This window comes from Sorangium sp. So ce375, from assembly GCF_051473855.1.
Taxonomy (GTDB): Bacteria; Myxococcota_A; Polyangia; order Polyangiales; family Polyangiaceae; genus Sorangium.
Map to the genome: position 1 here is coordinate 4,436,890 of NZ_CP150335.1, position 19,897 is coordinate 4,456,786.

A 19,897-nucleotide genomic window follows, 5' to 3' on the forward strand; every position below is an offset into this window, starting at 1 on the left:
ACGCTCCTCGAGCGTCCAGCGACGGCCCCATCAGGCAGCGACCCGCGAGCGGGCACGTGGGGCCCGCTCCTCGCGCGCGGGCGGTCAGGATGAGCCGACGCCCGAGGCGAGGCGAGCCGCGCGCTCGAGCGCGGCGAACCGCAGCGCGCACCACGTCGGGATGTCCTCCACGAGGCCTCCCCCGGCGCGATCGCCTTCTCTTCGTCGGTGTCGCGCTCCCTGAGGAGGTAGTACGCGAACGAGGACGCGAGCTCGCGGACCGTGGTGGCCTGCTGCCCGGTCGCGTCGTCCCCGTACGGCTGTGCGGTGGGTCTGGTTTGGTCATCAATGCACCGAACGTACGTGATGTCTCGTCGACCTGGCCGAGCTCTGAATACGGACGCGAACAGGTCGTAGTACCCGTCTCGACGGGTGATGATGGCGTCCTCGATCCCGTCGCGGCGAGACGCTATCGAGTCGACATGAGGTAAACGCCGGCCCCGAGCTTCGTCTCGAGCTTCACGGGTATCCTGCTCATCGACGCGCATTGCCCTGGGCTGCGAGCGTGTTGGTGCATCAGGGGGCCAGGCGGTGTACGTTCTCGCCTGGATCGCACGGCAGCAAGACCGCACGAGACCCGGGAGAAGACCATGGCCCGCACTGCGCCTGTACCGAACATCCCCGCCATCCCTGGAATGAACCCGGGCGTCTTCGTCATGGGAGGGGGCGGGGCCGGCGGCGGGGGCGGGGGCGCTGGAGGAAACGGCTCTGGCGGTAAACAGGGCGGCAATGGCTCCAACGGCGGCAAGGACGCCAGCGGCGGCGGGAAGTCCGCGTGCGGCAGCGCAGGCGGCGACGGCGCCGGCTGCCCGAACCACCATGGCGGCAAGAAATCGGGAATGGCGGCGAAGGGCGACCCGGTCGACGTGGTGACGGGCCGGGTGTTCACGGTTCCCGCCGTCGACCTCGAGCTGCCGGGGCCGCTGCCGCTCTCGATCGTGCGGTCCTACACCACCGCGGCGTTCGAGCGCGACGTCGGGCTTGGGTTCGGGTGGAGCCACTCGCTGGCGTGGGAGATCGAGGTGCGGCAGCGCATCGTCCGCGTCTGGACCGACGATGGGCCGGTCGATCTCGACGCGATCCCCGTGGGCGCCGGCGCGGCGGGCCCCCACGGCTGGGTCCTCGCGCGGCAGGAGCGCGGCTTCGTCCTCGATACCGGCGACGACCGCTGGTACGTGTTCGCCGAAGCGGCGGGGAAGCGGTACCGGCTCACCGCGATAAAGGACCGATACAACAACGAGATCAAGCTCTCGTACCGCGAGGGCGTGCTCGCCGAGATCACCGACAGCGTCGGCCGGATCGTCCGGGTCCGGCGGGCGCCCGACGGGCGCATCGCCGCGTTCGAGATAAAGAACGCGCCGGCGCGCGGCGTCTGGGTGCCTTTCGCGCAGTACGGCTACGACGCCGCCGGGGATCTCACGTCCGCGACCGACGCTGACGGATACACGACGCGCTACACGTACCAGGAACACCTCCTCACGTCCCATACGAGCCCCACCGGGCTCACGTTCTCATTCCGCTACGACGATCGGCGCCGCTGCGTCGAGACGTGGGGCGCTTACGGCGATGGGCGTGACCGCAGCCTGGCGGAGGACGTCCCGACGCACCTGGCCGACGGGAAGACCGTTGCTAGAGGCATCTACCATTGCAAGCTGGAGTTCGGAGAGAACGGATACGTCGAGGTCGCGGACTCCATTACGGTTCATCGCTACTTCGGGAACCGCTTTGGCAAGCTCGACAAGGCTGTGAGCGCCGGGGCCGTGTTCAGCCGGACGTACGATGAGAACGGGCACCTCCGGACGTTCGTCGACGCGACGGGCGCCACGACCGTCTGGCAGCGGGATCGCCTCGGCCGCGAGCTCTCCATCACAGATCCGCTCGGTCGAATGACGAAGATCGAGCGCGATCCGGACGGGCACGTCCGCCGAGCGATCGATCCGGCGGGGGGTGTCACCGAGATCGGGCGGACGCCCGACGGGCTCATCTGGACCGACCCCCTCGGGGCTGTGTTCCAGGTGCGCCAGGACGCGCGAGGGCGGCTGATCGAGACGGTGGCGCCGAACGGCGGCCGCACGACGTACCTCTATGACGATCTCGGGAACATGGTCGAGAAGACCGACTCGCTCGGGGGCAAGACGCAGCTGGCCTATGATTACTGGGGCCGGTGCCGCTCGATCCGGGATACGAGCGGCGCGGTGCTGTCGTACACCTATGACAACCGCGGCAACCTCACCGGCGTCTACCGACCCGACGGCGGGACGACCCGCTACGAATACGACGGTATGGGGGACTGCACCGGTGTCCTTCAGCCGAACCAGCAGGTGACCCGGTTCGTGCGAGGCGGCTTCCACAAGCTCTGCGAGGTACACAAGCCGAACGGAGAGATCACGCGGTTCCGGTACAACCGTGAGGGGCGCCTCGTCGAGATCCAGAACGCGCTCGGGGAGCGCCACACGCTGGAGCTCAACATCGCGGGGATGGTGACAAGCGAGCGTGGGTTCGACGGGCGCGTGTCCCGATACAAGTACGACTACAATGGCCGGCTCATCTCCTCCCAGAACGCCGCGGGCGAGAGGACGGAGTACACGTACGACCTCGCCGGGCAGCTCGTCGCGCGCACCTTCGACGACGGCAGCGTGGAGAGGTTCACCTACGATGCCCGCGGCGACCTGATCGAAGCCGAGAGCCCCACCGGCTCGTTCACGTACGAGCGCAACGCCGTCGGCTGGGTCGTGTCCGAGACCCAGATCGTGGGAGGCGAATCCGCGACCGTCCGGCGCACCTTCGATGTCATGGGTGACGTCGTCGAACGCACCACGTCGCTCGGCCACTCCGCCAGGTGGATTCGCAACGTCGGCGGGCTCGCGGAGAGGGTGATCCTCGATGGAAACGCCGAGGTCCGGATCGCGTACGACGCCGCGGGGCGTGAGGTCTGCCGCGCGCTGCCGCGAGGCGGCCGGATCGAGAGCGCGTGGGACGTGATGGATCGCCTCGTCGAACGGCGCGTCTGCTCGCCGTCGAGCCGCGTCCACGTCGGGCCGAACCAACCGGAATGGGTGGGCCCGGCCCCGGCGTCGGTGACGGTGCACCAGGCGTACCGATACTCGCCTGCGTCGGAGCTCGTCCAGGCGTGGGACCAGGCGTACGGCACGCGCCGCTTCGAGTACGACCCTGCGAGCCAGATCCTGGCGAACGTCCCGGAGCACGAGCGCGCCGAGCTCTTTCGCTACGACGCCTGCGGGAACGTGTTCGAGGCCGCCGCTGGCAAGCAGGATCGCACGTACGGTCCTGGCAATCGCTTGCTCAGGAAGGGAGACACCGAGCTCCTCTGGGACGACGACGCGCGCCTCAAGGAGACGCGGACCAGGACCCCCGCCGGTGCGCTCGATGTTACAAGGTACGCCTGGGACGCGCGTGGGCTCTTGCAGTCGGTCGAGCGCGCCGACGGCACCGTCGTGGAGTTCTCGTACGATCCGGATGCCCGGCGCGTCGCCAAGCGGGTCTCCCGGCGGCTCTCGACCGGCGAGCTGCGGCCGGAGAGCGCGACGAGGTTCGTCTGGGATGGCGCCGAGCTCGTGCACGAGATCAGGCAGGTCACCGGCGACGCGGCTGCCCCCGCGGTGGAGGCGCGCACGTACGTCTTCGAGGCCGGCGCGCCGTGGGCGCAGCGCGCCGGGGAGGGCGAGTGGTATCATTACCTGAACAACGAGATCGGTACGCCGGAGCGGCTCGTCAGCCCCGACGGCGCCGTCGCGTGCGAGCTGCGGCGGAGCGCCTGGGGAAAGGTCGAGCCCGCGCCCGGCGCGTCCGCGGCGACGTCGGCCTCGACGCCGATCCGCTTTCGCGGGCAGTACTGGGATGACGAGATCGGCCTCTGTTACAACCGCAACCGCTATTACGATCCCGAGGCGGGTCGCTATATCAGCGCGGATCCGCTCGGGGTCCTCGGCGGTCTCAATGGATTCGCCTACGCGGAGAACCAGCCGACGCGGCTCATCGATCCGGACGGGCTCATGGCCAAGGCCGGGACCGAGATCGAGACCGCCGGCGGCAAGACGCACCACGGATCGAGCACGTTCGGGGGCGCGCTCGACACTGCGCTCCAGCCCGCTGTCGCCAATGCCCACGAGAAGTTTAAAGACGGCCAGGTGGCGGGGCCGAAGCCATCGAGCGCCGGGCACTGCGCCGAGATCGATGCGTTGAACAACCTGGCGAAAGACATCCGGCAGGACCGCACGAAGAACGGTAAGACATTGAAAGACCCCGCGGCCGAAGACATCGAGATCAGGAAGGAGCTGCAGAAACAGGTGAAGGAGGGCAAGATGACGACGACGGACAAGGGCGGTAACCTCATGGATCCATGCAAGTTCTGCGCGCAGGTCTTGCGTGAGCTCGGCCTTCACCCGGCGAACAACGGCGGTACTGGCAAGAAGAACGGTGTCATCGGCTCGGATGGCAAGGCGTGGAACGGCGATGTCTGGCACAAGGGATACCCCACGTCGTTCAGGACCGCTCCCTCGAGCACGCCGCCCTTCGCAGGGACATGAGCACTCCTTCGCGAGCACCGGATGCGCCGGCCGCTGGCCCGGCGGCGGCGGAGCGCGGCGTCCTCGCCTTCTGGCGCGAGGTCCAGCGCTGCAGCAGCGCCCCCCTCGGCGGGAAGGCGCGCGCTGGCGCCGTGGCGGGCCTCGAAGCGTGGCTGGAGCGTGGCGGCGCGCGCGCGGCGCTGCTCGGGCCGAGCGGGCGCGGCAAGTCGATGCTGCTGGGCGCGTGGGCGCTGGAGCTGGCCCGTGCGGGCCGGTACGAGATCGCGTTCGTCCCCGTGAGCCGCCGGTTCGGTACGGCGCTGGAGTCCACGGCGCTGAACCTCCTTTACGCGCGCGTGGCTCTGTTCCTCAGGTCGCGGTGGCGCACCGGCAAACGGCCGCACGGGGTCGAGGAGATGCGGCGCGTCCTCGCGACCATGCTCGAGGAGGGCCGCCCGCCCGGAAGCAGGCCGCTCGTCGTCATTCTCGACGGGTTCGACGAGGGCGTCGCCTGGACCCTCGATGCAGCGCAGCGATTCCTGCGAGACCTCGGCCCCGGCGTGTGCGCGGTGCTGTCGGCGCGCTCGAGCGAGGCGCTCGGAGGGCTCCGGGAGGGGACGGAGCTGGTCGCGCTGCCGCCGATCGAGGTCGACGAGGTCGCGGAGGCGATCGGGCGGAGGCTTGGCGAGCTGCCGGCCAGCGTGAAGGACGAGGTCGCACGGGTGAGCGGCGGGGAGCCGCTCCTCGTGGAGGCGCTCGTCGAGACCTTCGCGCAGGATCCTGCGGCTGTGGCGCCGGCGCTCGCGAGCGTTTCAGCCGGAGCTCCGGGGGTCCTGGCTCTTTGCGCCGGCGGCACGATCCGCCCTGCGCTGCCATGGCTTGCAGGCGCGCTCGCGCCGATCGAGGTGGAGGAGCTCCTCGCGATCTCGACGGTGAACGGCGGCGCCTGGAACGAGCCGAGCGGACCGCTCGTCGCCGCCGGAGAGCCGGGCCTCGCGCTCCGTCACCCGGCCTGGGCCGAGGCTGTTGAAGAGCGGCTTGCGCCGCATGAGCGCGCGGTGGTCGATCGCCGGTTCGCCGACCACGGGAAGCGCGCGTTCGTCTCGGGCACGGTCTCTGACTACGTGTGCCGGAACTGGCGCGTTCACCTGGAGCGGGTCGGCGCGAGCCTCGCAGAGCGGCTCGACCTGGTCTCGAGGGCGTGGCTCGACATGTGGAGGACACGCCCGGATGGCTCGTCCGGGTTCATCGCCGACGTGGACGCGACGGCGGCGTGCGCGGCGAGCCTTCTTGTCGATGCCGCGGCCGGAGGCGATGTCGTGGCGGTGCTGGCCGCGCGGATCCGCTGCCTGCTCGTGACGAGCTCCGTGCGGGAGATCCTTGGCTTCGAGGAGACGCGGCGCGCGCGGGCCGCGCTGGCGGCGCAGGACGACGACGAGGAGGAAGAGGAAGGGGCCGAGGGAGGCGAGGGCTCCGCCGGACCCCACATCGAGATGCCGCGCGTTGGCGAGGACGTCCTCGAGGCCGGGCGGCCGATCGCCGACGCCGCGGAGCGCGCCGGCGCCCTGATCCGGCTGGCGAACGAGCTGCCCGACGCCGAGCGCGCGGTCGTGCTCGGCTGGGCGCTCGAGGCCGCCAGCGAGGAGCACGCCGAGGGGGGCGCGCTCGCCGCCGTTGCGCACGCGCTCGACGGGCAGGCGCGCGTGACGGCCGCGCGCGAGGCGGCGGCGCGGCTCGGTCGCGAGCCGACCAGGGAGAGCCGTCTCGCGCGCGTGTCCCTGGCGGCGCTGCTGCCCGAGGACGAGGCGCGCGACCTCGGTCGCGAGGCGTTCGCCGAGGTCCCGGCCGACGAGAGGAGCAACGAGCTGCCGGGGCTCTCGGAGGCCGCCGCGCGATGGTCTCCCGCGGCGGTGCGCGGGCTCTGGGCATGGTCCGAGGCGCTGCCCCCCTCGGATCGGCACATGGTCCTCGCCCGCCTCGCTTCGGGCCTGCCCGCGGAGGAGCGGGAAGCGGGCGCGTCGGAGGCGCTGGGGCTCGCGCTGTCGCTGCTCTCGGGCGACTGGCTTCCGCAGGACGCGTGCTGGAGCGTCTGCGCGCTCGCGCCGCATGCACCTGCCGGCGCCGCGTCCGCGCTGGTCCAGGCGTGCGGGGCTGTGGCCGGCCTCTACCCTCCGGTGGTGACGGCCGTCGCCGCGCGCTTCTGCGATCTGGGGCGCGTGGAGGATGCGTTCGCGCTGGTGGACACGCTGCCCCAGCCGTCGGACCGGATCGAGGCGCGATGCGCGCTGCTCGCGCACCTGCCCGCCGCGGTCCGCGAGGCCGCCTGGGCCCAGCTGTCGGGCGATCTGCGGGCGAGCGACGGCGCGAGAATGCTCTTCGAGCGGAACGCCGCTGCGTGGACCCGGGCTCTCGGGGCCGATGCGGTCCTCGACCTGTCCCGCGAGATCGGCGCCCCGTGGTCAGACCTGGTCGCGATCGCCGTGGCCTCGCCGGACCACGCGCCGGCGATCACACGCGATGTGGTCGAGCGCGCTCTGGAGCAACCGAGCGACGAGGACGAGGCGCTCTTTGCGCTGATCCCGCTGGCCGCCTCGATGACCGAGCCGCACGCGCGCCGCGTCTGCCAGAGAATCCTGAACTATCTCGGCTGGAAGCCGCGGCCCGATCTCCTCGACGACTGGACGAAGGACGACCTCGGGCACCTGGCGCCCTTGTTCGCCCGCGTCGCCGGACCGCAGGGCGTCGCCGCGGTGGCCCGGGAGATCGTCGACGTCGCGCGGTGGCTGCCCTGAGCGTCCGCGGAGAGTCGGCCGGCGCGACGCCTGGAGCTCTCCCGGAGCTCCCTGATCCTGGTGGTCCACGCTGAGCCCGGGCACCGCAAGCTCCTGAAACAGGTGCATCCGGGCACATGGCGCCATACCCCTGGCTCGCCGCTCAGGGGCGGTACCGCGGATCGTCGAGGAAGGCGCGATCTGTCAGCGACCGCAGGAACGCCACCAGATCGGCCTTCTCGTCCGGAGAGAGCTCCAGCTCATCGATCTGCGGATCAGTCGAGAAATGCCCTCGCCCGCCGCGATCGTAATGGTCGACCACCTCCTCCAGCGTCGCCAGCGATCCGTCGTGCATATAGGGGGCGCTCGCCGCGATGTTCCGCAGACCGGGCACCTTGAATTTGCCGAGGTCTCCCGTCCGTCCGGTGATCCTTTGCCGCCCGACGTCGCCGCCGTCGAGGTAGGTGCCGTTGTTGAAGAAGCCTTCGTTGGTGAGCATTCCGGACGGGTGGCAATGGAAGCAGCCGGCCCGCTCGCTCAGGAACAGCGCCTCGCCGCGGCGCTCGGCGTCTCCGAAGCTCGTGTCGTCCCCGCGCCGGTGCCGGTCGTAAGGGCTGTCGGCGCTGACGATCGAACGGATGAAGCTGGCGATGGCCTTGCGCAAGGACTCCTCGCCGGGAGGCCCGCCATAGGCCTCCGTGAACGCCTTCACATAGGCGTCATCGCCGGCGACACGAGCGACGGCCTCGGCGAGCGGTAGATCCATCTCGTCGGGGTTCTCGATGGGCTTCCCCGCCTGCTCTTCCAGGGTGGCCGCGCGGCCATCCCAGAAGAAGCTCTCGCCCCAGGCCAGGTTCACGAGCGCGGGCGCGTTCCGCTGTCCCAGGCGGCCGTCGACCCCCCGGGAGACAAGGTCCGGATCGGCGAAGGCGTACTCCTGGCGGTGGCAGCTCGCGCACGCTGTCTCGCCGGTGCGAGAGAGGCGCTTGTCGAAGAAGAGCCTCTTGCCGAGCTGGGCCCTCGCCTCGGTGAGCGCGCTCTCGGCCGGCGCTCCGGCCGCCGCGGTGCGCGCGGGAAACCCGGCGGGGATGGCGTCCGTGACGAGCGGCGGCAGAGGTCCAGGGGCCGCTGGCCCGTCGTCGCCGCATCCGCCCGCAAGGAGCAGCGCCGCCAGGCCGATGGCCACGCCACGGTTGAAGCTCGGCGTCACGGACCGAAGGCGAACACCGTCAGGTCGGGGAGGCCGCGCCGCAGGCGCTCACCCGCGAGGAGCTCGTCTCCCACGGGCCCGGGCGGCGGGACGAACCCTGTCATGTCGACGTCCGCCGTGGCGCCCCCGAAGACCTCGTCCATGACGATCCGGACGACCTTGCCCATCGAGCCGCTCGCGGGCACGGACAGGGCGCCTCGTACCTCGACCCTGGGGGCGAGATCCATGAGCAGGTTGCCTCCCATGTGGACCGCCGGTGGAACGCTGGCCGTCCCTCCCTCCGGATCCGCGGAGCCACCCTCACCCTCGGCCGGCGGAGCCACCGTGCCCTCGTAGCGAAGGAAGAGATAGCCGGTGTGCGGCCACGTCATCTGGGAGGCCTCCGACAGAGGCGCGACGTTCGTTTCGGGCCGGGAGACATTGCAGGCCTGGTGCAAGCCCCAGATGAAGCTGACGCCTTCATAGCTGCCAGCCGGAGCGCGCAGCCGGAGCGTGGCCGAGCCCGGGTCCTCGGCGTTGTAGAAGTGGACCCCGTACGGGGCGGGGGCGCCGTCGGGGCCGACGATATCGACAGGCACGAGATCGCCGCCCGCCCCGATCAGCGCCGCATGCGAGACGTAGTAGCGAACGTTGAGCGGCGTGACCGTGCTGCCGTCCGGCGCGACGTTCGGCTCGCCGAACAGGAACGGCTTGTCACCGAGGACGAGCTCGAACGCGATCTCGACGATGGTTCCCTCGGTCCTGATGGGCGCCGGTCGCTCTGCGCAACCGCTCGGCCAGCTGGCCTCGGCCTGGCCGCCCGCTCCACCCGTGCTGCTCGCTCCACCGGACCCATCGGGCTGGCTGCCGCCCGCCCCGCCGGTCCCGGGCGCCATTGGCTGATTCGAGCCCGTGCCGCAGGCGGCTGCGGCGCCCAATAGCGACCCGATCAACAAGAACAAGCCAGGGAATTTCATCGTGGGATCGATTGTACGCGATGACGCACCACACGAGAACAGAGGACGAATCGCTGGGATTTTGCTGGGCGAGACGCGGGTGGTGCTGGCGTCACCCCGGGGTCTGTCCATGTCGCGGCTGGGTCCGTACCCGCATTTTCACACCGCGCGCCGGCGGTCGCGCTCGTACAGCTCGCGCTCCAGCTCGAACGCCTCGAGCCCTGTCCGGACCGGCCACGGGGTGCCGGTCACGACCTCGACCACCTCGGCGATCACCTCCGGCGCGCGCAGGACGCGCCTGTGGCCGAGTCCGCGGGTCGACATGAGCCGCGCGCCCGGCCAGCGATCGGCGAGCGCCGCGCCTGCCTCGAACGACACCTCGCGATCGTCGCGGTCGTGCACGACGAACAGCGGCGCGTTCATCCGCGGGGCCGCGGAGAGCGCGTCGAGGTCCTCGAGCGGCACGCCGTAGCGCGCCTCGAGGCGGGCGACCATGCGGCGCCGGACGGCCTCGTCGATGCCGAGGAGCTTCGCGAAATGCTGGGTGTAGCGGACCGCGCTGATCGGCGGCGCGATGAACACGAGCCTCGGCGCCGGAGCGCCCGCGCGCCGGACGGACGCGGCGCGGGACAGGGCATACGTGGTCGCGGCGCACCCGAGCGAGTGCGCGACGATGGCGTGGACGGGCCCGACCTCGTCCATCGCGACGGTGACCGCGCGGGCCAGCTCCACGAGCGTGGCCGACCGGCTCGGCCCATCGCCGTGCCCCGGCGCGTCGAACGTCACCACGCGAAAGCCCAGCTCCACGAGCGGCCTCACGAACGCGCCGAGCTGGCTCCCTCGCCCCTCCCAGCCGTGCACGAGCAGCACGGTCGGCCCGTGCCCCCACGACCACGCGGGCAGCGCCTCCGCGCCCCACGGCAGCGAGAAGCGCGCCGCGCCGGCGAGGATCTCCCCCTCCCAGGCCGGGCGCGCGTGCCGGCGCGGAGAGCGGAACAGCCGTTCGGCCGCCAGGGACGCCAGATCCGGCGCGGCCTTGTTGAGGAGCTTGAACCCGAACCGGAGCCCACCGCGCAGGAGGACCTGCCGCGGATCAGTACGAACGATCGTTCTATTTTTTGGATACGACTGGACCTGACTGGCTTCCTGCATGGCGGACCTCTTCGGGGGATTGCGAGACGGATCAGGCAGAGCGGCGGGGCGAACGCCGGGCGTCGGTCACGAGCCTCTCGAAGGCGGCGCGGGCCCGGCGCTCCGACGCCTTGTCGCGCATCAAGCGGCCGAGCGCGTGGGAGCCGGACGCGACGGCATAGACCTCGAAGGCGAACTGCGCCAGATCGAGGTCCGAGCGGAAGTGGCCCTCTTCGACGGCGATGCGCGCGGCGGTGGCGAGCGTGGCCAGCCAGTCTTTCTGCGAGGCGACGAGCGCGTCGCGCGCCGGACCGGGCTTGTCGTCCAGCTCGGCCGCGGCCGCGTGGAAGACGCAGCCGCCTGGCATGGACTCCTGCTCTGTCCAGACGAACCACCGATCGATGAGCGCGCGCACGCGCGGCTCGCCGCGCGGCTCGCGCAGCGCGGGCGCGATCACGAGGTCGACGAAGCGGCGCTTGGCCTCTTCGAGGATGGCGACGTCCAGGTTTTCCTTGGAGCTGAAGTGCGCGAAGAGGCCGCTCTTCGACATCTTCACGCGCTCGGCCAAGGCGCCGACGGTTACGCCCGAGAGCCCGACCTCGCTCGCCAGCGCCAGCGCCTCGGCCAGGATGGCCTGCCGGGTATCTTCACCTTTCGCCACCTCGACTTGATAGAACGACCGTTCTATTTTGTCAAGCGACGGGGCAGCCGACCCAGGTTGGGGCCGACGGGGCAGCGGACCCAGGTTGAGGCGCGTAGGGCTCCGGCGGCTCCTCCGGCGCAGACGTCCCGGCGCTCCACCGGCGTTGGAGCTCTAGGCGCGCTTCGCCAGGCAGGCATCGACCAGCTCGATCAGCCGTGCCCGGCCGAAGCTGGGGTCGTGGCCCGCATGCACGATCTGCACTGGGAGCTCCCGCAACCGCTTCATGGTGCGGACGTAGGCGGGAATGTCTGCGCCCTCGATCTCATCCAGCAGCGGCCCGTCGTAGATCGCATCGCCCGAGAACAAGGTTCCGGTCGCCGCCTCCCACAGACCGATGCTGCCCGGCGAGTGACCGGGCAGGTGCAGCACCTCGAAGTGACGGTCGCCGAGATCCACGACGTCGCCTTCCGCGACGACCTCCGTGACCGGCGCGTCGTGCAGGGCGTAGCTCGCCATGTCGTACTCCGCGTAGGGCAGGGCGGTGATCAAATCGCCCTCGATCGGATAGCCAGCGTCGCCCAGCTTGCGGATTTCCTCGGCGCCCATCACCGAGGCCAGCAAGGTGCCGCGGTCGGTCGGCGAGCGCAGGTTCTCTGCCTCGAGAGTGTGCACCAACGTGTGCTCGAATTCATGGTGGCTGCCCACATGATCGGCGTGGGTGTGGGTCGCGACCGCCGTCACCGGCTTGTCGATCAGGTGCTTTATGGCCTCCCGCAGGCTGACGACGCCCAACCCCGTGTCGATCATCAGGTCGCGATCGCGACCGCGCACGTGCCAGATGTTGCAGCGCATCAGCGGCACCACGTGCGGCTCGATCAGCAGCGTGATGTCATCGCTGACGCGCGTGATCTCGAACCAGCGCTCGGCGATCGGCAAAGCGGCCGTGCGTTTCACTTCAGCCGCCCGCCTGATTCGCGAGCAGCGGCGGCGCGGCGCCCAGGATCTCAGGCGCAGCGCTGGAGCGGAGCGCCGCCTGGAGCTCGTCGAGGTGCCTCGCGTACAGCGCCTCGACGGTGAAGTCCTCCGGGACATCGCCGCCGCGCACGACGAACAGGTACACAAAGAGATCGATCGCGACCAGCTGCTCGCCGGGCTCCGCGAAGATGCGGTAGGGGTGGGCGGCGGCGTGCCCCTCGGGGATCCACCGCTGGCAGCTCTGCCCGAGCGCCCTCTGGGTCCGGTGGAGCGCCGAGGGCGCGGCCAGCTTGCGCCGATGGACGATCTCGTCGACGATCGGACGCGGCAGGAGGCGCGTCGCCGCCCTCCGCAGCAGGTATTTGCACGTGTCGCCGCGCACCTTGAGCTCCCAGGGCGCGCCGAGCGCGAACTCGCGGATCGGCTTGCTCAAGTAGGGGAGCCGCACCTCCAGGCCCGCCGCCATGGAGCCGTGATCCCAGAGCTTCAGGTGAGCCTGGTGGAGCTCGTCGCGCAAAAACAGCTGGTAGACCGCGTCCCGAATCGCGTCCGGAGCGCCGGCCGTCAGCCGGCCGAGCAGCGCCTTGGCCTGGGCGCAGTGGCGTGTGCGCGCCTGGCCTGTCGCGATGATGCGGTTGTAGGCGGACACGCAACGCTGCACCCAGCGGAGCGGCGCCGCGTGGATGGGGTAGCCGGCGAAGAGCTCGTCCGCGCCCTCGCCGCAGAGCGCCGCCTTCACGTGCCGCCGGACGAACGGCGCGGTCGCCTCGACGAGGGTGACCCGCGTGGGCGCCTCGTGGACGGCGACGCTGCGCGGCAGGCTCCCGGCGAGCGAGTCGGCGTCCAGGAGGGCTTCATGGTGGCTCGTCCCGAGCAGCCCCGACAGCGCCCTGCTCGTGATCACGTCGGGGTTCTCGGGATCGTCCGCGAAGGTGAAGGTGTGAATCGGTCCGAGCCCCGCCTGCGCGGCGATCGTCGCGACGAGGGCGCTGTCGAGCCCCGAGGACAGGTAGATGCCCACGGGGTGATCGGCGAGGAGCTGCTCTTTCACCGAGCCTTCGAGCCGCGCGATGAGCAGGTCGACGAGCTCGTCCTCGTCGCGCGGCAGCGCCGCGGGCAGAGGTGCGCTGTGGCTCCCCGGGCGAAGATCCAGGGTCCCGTCCGGGCTCCGCGTCACGGTCAAGGTGCCTCCGGGCGGGAGCTGCTCGATCCCCTCGAAGAACGTCCGCTCGGCGAGCGGCATCCCGAAGGCCGAGAGCTCGAGCAGCGCCGCCCAGCTCACCGTCCTCGGCACGGACGGGTCCTCCAGCAGCGCCTTGATCTCGGAGGCGAAGAGGAGCCTCCGGCGATCGGGGCTTATCCAGTAAAAGAGCGGCTTCTGCCCGAAATAGTCCCGCGCCAGGAAGAGGCGGGCGCCGTCGGAGACCGCGAAGGCGAACATCCCTTCCAGCGCGGAGGGGCACGCGCTGCCCCACGCCTCGTAGGCCCGCAGCAGCACCTCGGTGTCCGAGCGCCCGACGAACGCGGCGCCGAGCCCCCGCAGCTCCTCCCGCAGCGCGGCGTGGTTGTAGATCTCGCCGTTGTAGACAAGCGTCAATCGACCGTCGTCGGAGCGGAAGGGCTGATGTCCGCGCTCGAGGTCGAGCAGGCTCAGGCGGACGCTGCCGAGGCTCATGTCGCCGAGCTCGGCGACGCCCTGCCCGTCCGGCCCCCTCGGCGCGAGCCGCCTGAGCATCCGCTCGAGGAGGCCGCGCTCCGGCGCGCCCACGATGCCTGCGATCCCGCACACGGGGCTAGGCCTTGCCGCCCAGGTGGGGCCCTCCGGACGGCGCCGGCGGAGCGGGCTCGCCCGCGCGCCTCGGCTCGACGAAGATGAGGAGCCGCTCGCGGTGCAGCCGGCGCAGCGCGCCGATCACCGCCGGCTCGACCTCGTGCCGCGGGCGCCCGGCCTCCCGCTGAAACTCGGCCACGAGCTCTCGAGTTGTCCTGGATCCGTCGCACCGCTCGAGGAGCTCGGCCGTCCAGCGGTTCACGCCGAAGTGGTGCCCGTGCGCATTCGGGAGCTTATGGAACACGACGGTATGCTCGCGCCCCGGCGCCGCCTCGCCCGGCCCCAGCATGCTTTGCGGGAGGGAGGTGAACCGAGCCAGGGTGAGCCAGCGGCTGCGGCTTGGCGCGAAATCGAGCATCACGTCGTTCTCGGGGCCGATCACCGGCATCACCCGATCGATGCCCTCGAACGGACCCATCGAGAGCTCCTCCTCGGTCAAGCGCGCCTGGCCGACGAGCAGCTCCACGAACCTCGCCGCGTCGTGGAGGGCGGGGCGCGCGGGCGGCGCCAGGGTTCGGGCGCGCACGTGACGGCAGAAGGCCAGCGCGTCATCCAGCAGGTTGTCCGGCGGCTCCGGGCTCGCCTCCAGGTAATCGCGCACCATCACCTCGGCCTCGTCCCCGAGCGCCCGCTTCAGCGTGCCGGCGGCCTCGGCGATGACGTCGGCGCGGGTCGCGGGGAGGTTCCGATCGCGCAGGCTGACGGCGCTGGGCAGGCCGCGCCGCCGGCCCAGGACATCGGTGAAGATCTCCTCGTACTGCTTCACGACCGCGCGGTGGTCGAGCCCGCCGACGTCCACCTGGGCGCCGCGACGGCCAATTTCGGCGGCCTCCCGAGGGGCCTCGATGACCCGGCGCACGACGCTCGCGAGCTCGGCGTGGTCCTTGGGATCACGCACGAGGAGGAAGTTGTCCCCCGGAACCAGCTGGTCACGATACGCCTGCTTGGACAGGATCTCGCCCGAGACGATCATGCAGGTTCCGCAGGCGAGGACCTCGACAGGGATGGTGGGGGCGTGTCCCCGGATGGGGAAATCGCGCTCGAGGAAGCAGACGGCGGCGCAGCTCCGGATGAAGCGGGCGATCCTCCAGTGCGGCACGAAGGGGAGCACCCATGTCATCTCACCGATGCCGTGCTCGGCGATCGCCCGCCTGTACTCGTCCATCCCGCTGCCGCGGGTCACGGCCACGAAGTTGAAGCGCAGGCCCTCGCGGGCCAGGCGCCCGAGGGCGGCCACGAGATCGAAAGATCCCTTGGGCCACCCCATCTTCCCGTAGATGCCAATGGTCGGCAGCGCAGGATCCAGCGATCGCGCGTTGGAAACCGCGCCCGGCCGCTCGCGGCCGAGCTCCGCGATGTATTCGTTGAGATCGAGCGGCTCGACGTCGGGCGCGAAGCATTGCCGCGGCAGGTAGAACGCCGGCGACCGGTACAGCGAGAGCGGGGGCACGTCGAGGCCGAGGAAATGCAGGCCGGCGTTCGTGCAGACGCCGTCGGCCCTGCGCAGGACCTCGCGGTAGGTCGTCGCCAGATCGGGCTGGTTCATGAGCCGCCCTTGATCGCTGCCGGCGTGCCGCAGCACGTAAGGGACCCCCGTCCAGCTCGACGCCAGGTGAGCCGCCACGCCGTAGGGCTCAAGGTAGTAGGCGAACAGGAGCTGACAGCCGTTCCTGCGCACGACGTCCGTCGCGACGGACGCGAGCTTGCTGACGTAGGGATTCGACTGCGGGACATGCATGTAACGGACCGAGTTGAGCTCGACCCCGTAGCATCGCACCCGCCCGCCGCTGGGAGAGGCATAGTCGAGCCAGCGCCGGTCCTCCGGGGTCATGAGCATACGGTAGTCGTCCTCCACGCTCTCGGCGTTGGTGACGACGGAGACATCGTGCCCGGCGTCGGCGAGGCCCCGTGTCAGCCAGAAGCTCTGAGCGCTGACCCCGCCCTGGATCGGCGGGTATTTCACGACGGCGCAGATTCGCATGCTTTCTCCAGTGCGGCGCGGGCGCCGCCTCGTCAGCTCGCAGGATCCCCCTCGAGCAGGATGGCGTGGTGACGGACCATCTCGCGGACGGCGCTGACGCAGCCCTCCGTCACGCGGGCAGGCTCGGCCGATCCGGCGTGCTCGCGCGCGATCTCGCGCGCGATCTCCGCCGTCGTGCGCGTGCCGTCGCACAGCGCGATGAGCCGGCGCATCAAATCATTGATGGCGACGACCTGGACCCGCCGCCACCCCGTCGTCTTCACGAGGAGCAGCGTCGTCGTCGACGCCGGGAGCGCCGGGAGCGCCTCCCGGCTGGCCAGACATCGCATGATCTGCACGATATCGTACGAGAACGTCTCGACCGCGGCGTGGGCGCCGAGCCGCGGTCGCCCCGCGAGGACGTCCTCTGCCGAGAGCTCGCCCCGGGCCTCGGAGGCCTCCCTGGACCGCCGCGCGCTGCGCACCGCTTCGGGGACGCTCGACAGCCGCCCCTGGAGCCGCTCGCACCGCAGCACGCCCTCCAGGTAATCGCAGGAGAGCTCGCCGCGGTCGAGAAGCCGGCCCAAGAACTCGGTGAACCAGAAGAAATCCCGGACCGATCGGTTCGCGTGCGCAGGGGACACGCGCGGCGGGTGCTCGGCGAGGAACCGCGGGACGACGGCATGGAGGAGGTCGTTCCGCCGGAGGAGCTCGAACGTATTGGGGCACATCTTCGCGAAGATCGCGACGCGCTTGTCGGCGACATCCATCGCGAACGACTGCAGCCGCTCCAGCCCCGCGCGCTGGAGCGCGGCGAGCTGCAGCTCGCTCAGCGCGAACTCGGCGCGGAACCTCGCCGGATCCTCCGCGAGCCGCTGCCGCGCGGCGTCGTCCACGAGGATGTGCGCCAGCGCCGCCTGGAACTCCGCTGTATCGAGCTCTTCTCCGGTCGTGCCGCTCACGGTTCCGCTTCCTCCCAGACGAGCGGGCTGCCCCGCCATGATCGTGGCCCCTTCGCCGCCGGGCCCCGCGAGGCGCCCTCGGGCTCAGCTGGGCGGCGCCGCGCGCCCCTTCTGGAGAATGGCGCGCGCCCTGTCGAGGTCGTCGAGGATCTCCCCGAAATCGTCCGGGAAGTTCTGGTCTCGCTCCAGCAGCACCGCCTTGACGGGCGCCCTCGCGACGAGGTGCTCAAGGAGGCTCCAGACCTCGGGGTGCTCGTTCACGGTCCGGCTGTGCGTGTCCATCCAGAGGTCGCCGCGCTTCTCGGAGCCCGCGAGGTGGACCTGCACGATGCGCTCCGCCGGGAGCCCGTCGATGAACGCGTGCGGGTCGTAGCCGTGGTTCTGGGAGTTGATGAACAGGTTCGCCAGATCGAGGAGCATGCCGCACCCGGACTCCTCGAGGACCAGGTTGATGAACTCGAGCTCGCTGAGCTCACCAGGGAAGGTGAAGCTGCGGAAGATGTTCTCGAGGACGAGGGGAGCTCCGACGATGTCCTGGATCTCTCGCGCCCTCGCCGCGCAGCGGCGCGCCGTCGCCCTCGTGAACGGCAGCGGCGTGAGCTGCCCGAGCTCCAGGCCGGCGGCCCTCGTGATGCACAGGTGATCGCCGAAGAACGGCGCGCTCGTCAGGCGCACGAGCTCCGCCCCATCGCGGCAGTACGCGGCGTCGATCGGCTCGTGGCTGCCGACCGAGTGCTCAAGGAAATGGGGAATGACGGGGAAGCTCCTCGAGAGCTCGACGGCCTCTTCGGAGCGCTCGGCGTCGGAGATGGATCGCAGGTAGTGATCTCCGATGAGCTCCAGCCAATCCACCTTGTCTCTGTGGCGGAAGTAGTGCTCGTGCAGCTCCTTGCGGTACCCGAGCCCCACGCCCAGCCACGGCAAGGCCGACCCGTCGAAGCTCATGGCGCCCGGTTCACTGCTTGGCGGCCCAGCACAAGCAGTTACAGCCGTTGCAGATGCAGAGGTAAGGACCGAGCTCGGCCCCCTTGTACGAGGTACCGAAGTCGGTCAGCTCGAACTTGAACATGTCCGTCTCGACCCCGCCCGCGATGGCCTGGGGCACCTCAGACGCTGTGATGGTCGTGGCGCTTTGCTTCGGGTCCATGGTCTGCCTCTCCTTTGCCGCCGATATTCCAGAGTACGCTATGGGAAGACGCCCGCACCGTCAACGCCTCGCTCGCCGCTCCGGGCGTTGTCGGCAGGGTTCGCTGGCCGCGAGGTGTTATAATTCATTGATATCGTTGGAGCGCTCCTCGCTCGGCGGCTCGTCCACGGTTACCAGCGCCTGGTCACCCCGCCGTTCCGGTTACCACATCCCCTGGTAACCGCCTCGTTGCGACCCTCGCAATCCATTGGAATTCAATGGCTTGGCGCGGTGGCCCGAGAGCTGCTTCAGGGCCGGGAAGGAGACCTCACCATGGTAACCGAACCGACATCCTACCGCCTCACGCTTCCCATCGTCCTCGCCACCCTGATCGCCGCGTGCTCCGGAACGTCCGACGGCGGCAGCTCGACCGGCGGCGCGCCGCCCGATCAGCCCGGCCCAGCGCCTCACGATGGCGTTTCCTCCGGCCAGCAGCCCGCGCCCGGTGTGCCTTCGGCGCCCGATCTCGCGTACCCCGGTAAAGGCTTCATCGTCCACGAATGGGGCACCGACACCGTGGTCGTCGGCTCCGACGGCTCGCTTCAACAGGGGCTGCACCACGAAGAGGAGGACCTCCCCGCCTTCGTCTATGACCGGCTCGGAGCCGGCACGCTCGATGGCTCGATGTCGACGAACGTCAACGTGAAGATGGAGACGCCGGTCACCTACTTCTACGTCGAAAATCCGCTCACCGCGCACGTCCAGGTCTCGTTCCGCAAAGGGATCTTCACGCAGTGGTATCCCGCGGTCCGCCAGTTTTCCCCGCCCATCTTGGTGCCCAACGCCGTTCCCGACGTGACGACGTACGCGGACCCGGCGTTCGACCCCGAGTTCCCCTTTGGCTCGCCGATGTGCTCGGAGATGTACGGCCCGGACGCGCGTGGCCTCCTCGAGTGGGGTACGTTCGAGATCCTCGGGCGCGACAGCGACGTCCCCCTGCCCGAGGCGCCGCTCGATCGGTTTACCTGGGCTCACGCGCGCCAGGTCGGCGCCAACCCGCTCCGCATCGCAGGCGTGCCCGGCGCGACGGAGGCGCCGCAGCACGAGCGCTTCCTGTTCTATCGAGGGCTCGGCAACTTCGACCTGCCCGTCCGCGTGACGGCCGGCGCCGGCGGGGCGATCTCCGCCGAGAACACGCTCGGCGAGGCGATCGGGACCGCCTTCGTCCTCAATGTCGGCGCCTCGGCGGGGGCGTTCGTCGCGCACCCCGAGGGCATCGCGGCGGGAGGAACGCTCGTCGAGCGCGCCCCCTCGCTCGACGGAGCCCCGCCCCTCGACGAGTTCGTCGAGGCGCTCGGCGCGAGCGTGACCGACGCCCTCGACGCGACCGGCCTGTACCACGACGAGGCCGTCGCCATGGTGAACACCTGGAAGCGCCAGTGGTTCCGGACGCCCGGCGTCCGGGTGCTCTACCTCGCTCCGCAGGCGTGGACCGAGGCCTCGATCCCGCTCACCGTCCAGCCCACGCCCGACGACGTCGTGCGCGTGATGATGCTCCGCGTCGAGGTGCTCTCCCCCGAGACCGAGGCGGCCGACGTCGGCGCGGCGCGGCGGCTCGCGGACACGTCCACCGCCGGCGAGGCCGAGCGCCACTTCGACGACCTCGGGCGCTTCGCCGAGCCGCGACTCCGCCGCGCGCTCGCGCTCCTCGGCGAGCCCGCGTACGGCGAGCCGCTGCTCGCGCGCATCGCAGCCGGAGCGACGGCGAGCGCCGCGCGCGAGTAACCT

The 19,897-nt window shown here is 70.6% G+C and carries 13 protein-coding genes; 3 read left to right on the forward strand and 10 right to left on the reverse strand.

Going from position 1 to position 19,897, the window contains the following annotated elements:
* Positions 1-629 precede the first annotated feature (629 nt).
* Together WME90_RS16520 and WME90_RS16525 are read left to right on the forward strand one after the other, a co-directional pair.
* The gene (locus WME90_RS16520) at positions 630-4,586 is read left to right on the forward strand and encodes an RHS repeat-associated core domain-containing protein (RefSeq protein ID WP_437282087.1); all 3,957 of its coding nucleotides are present in this window, start codon (positions 630-632) and stop codon (positions 4,584-4,586) included.
* The gene (locus WME90_RS16525; RefSeq protein WP_437282088.1) at positions 4,583-7,357 is read left to right on the forward strand and encodes a hypothetical protein; all 2,775 of its coding nucleotides are present in this window, start codon (positions 4,583-4,585) and stop codon (positions 7,355-7,357) included. The genes WME90_RS16520 and WME90_RS16525 overlap by 4 nt, the downstream gene beginning before the upstream one ends.
* A 142-nt stretch (positions 7,358-7,499) precedes the next feature.
* On the opposite strand, the gene WME90_RS16530 is transcribed toward WME90_RS16525, so the two are convergent.
* The 10 genes from WME90_RS16530 to WME90_RS16575 form a co-directional block, all read right to left on the reverse strand.
* Positions 7,500-8,546 carry a cytochrome-c peroxidase gene (locus tag WME90_RS16530; RefSeq protein WP_437282089.1) on the reverse strand — a complete coding sequence of 349 codons (1,047 nt, stop codon included), beginning with the start codon at positions 8,544-8,546 and terminating at the stop codon, positions 7,500-7,502.
* On the reverse strand, positions 8,543-9,421 hold the full coding sequence (locus WME90_RS16535; RefSeq protein WP_437282090.1) for an MbnP family protein: 879 nt from the start codon (positions 9,419-9,421) through the stop codon (positions 8,543-8,545). The genes WME90_RS16530 and WME90_RS16535 overlap by 4 nt, the downstream gene beginning before the upstream one ends.
* Positions 9,422-9,640: 219 nt before the next feature.
* Positions 9,641-10,633 (reverse strand): alpha/beta fold hydrolase, encoded by a 993-nt coding sequence (locus WME90_RS16540; RefSeq protein ID WP_437282091.1) that lies wholly within the window; start codon positions 10,631-10,633, stop codon positions 9,641-9,643.
* Between the two features lie 31 nt (positions 10,634-10,664).
* Positions 10,665-11,273: a TetR/AcrR family transcriptional regulator gene (locus WME90_RS16545; RefSeq protein WP_437282092.1), complete on the reverse strand. Its 609-nt coding sequence runs from the start codon at positions 11,271-11,273 to the stop codon at positions 10,665-10,667.
* A 153-nt stretch (positions 11,274-11,426) separates the two neighbouring features.
* Positions 11,427-12,209 carry an MBL fold metallo-hydrolase gene (locus WME90_RS16550; RefSeq protein WP_437282093.1) on the reverse strand — a complete coding sequence of 261 codons (783 nt, stop codon included), beginning with the start codon at positions 12,207-12,209 and terminating at the stop codon, positions 11,427-11,429.
* Position 12,210: 1 nt separating this feature from the next.
* Entirely contained in the window at positions 12,211-14,019 is a 1,809-nt protein-coding gene (asnB, locus tag WME90_RS16555) for an asparagine synthase (glutamine-hydrolyzing) (RefSeq protein WP_437282094.1), read from the reverse strand.
* A gap of 4 nt (positions 14,020-14,023) precedes the next feature.
* Entirely contained in the window at positions 14,024-16,042 is a 2,019-nt protein-coding gene (locus tag WME90_RS16560; protein WP_437282095.1) for a glycosyltransferase, read from the reverse strand.
* Between the two features lie 32 nt (positions 16,043-16,074).
* Positions 16,075-16,983 carry a hypothetical protein gene (locus tag WME90_RS16565; protein ID WP_437282096.1) on the reverse strand — a complete coding sequence of 303 codons (909 nt, stop codon included), beginning with the start codon at positions 16,981-16,983 and terminating at the stop codon, positions 16,075-16,077.
* 84 nt (positions 16,984-17,067) lie between these two features.
* Positions 17,068-17,928, reverse strand: coding sequence for a DUF692 domain-containing protein (locus WME90_RS16570; RefSeq protein ID WP_437282097.1), 861 nt, complete (start codon positions 17,926-17,928; stop codon positions 17,068-17,070).
* A 10-nt stretch (positions 17,929-17,938) separates the two neighbouring features.
* Positions 17,939-18,130 (reverse strand): hypothetical protein, encoded by a 192-nt coding sequence (locus WME90_RS16575; protein ID WP_437282098.1) that lies wholly within the window; start codon positions 18,128-18,130, stop codon positions 17,939-17,941.
* A 312-nt stretch (positions 18,131-18,442) separates the two neighbouring features.
* Here WME90_RS16575 and WME90_RS16580 point away from each other — a divergent pair, with 312 nt between their 5' ends.
* On the forward strand, positions 18,443-19,894 hold the full coding sequence (locus WME90_RS16580) for a hypothetical protein (protein WP_437282099.1): 1,452 nt from the start codon (positions 18,443-18,445) through the stop codon (positions 19,892-19,894).
* Positions 19,895-19,897 lie beyond the last annotated feature (3 nt).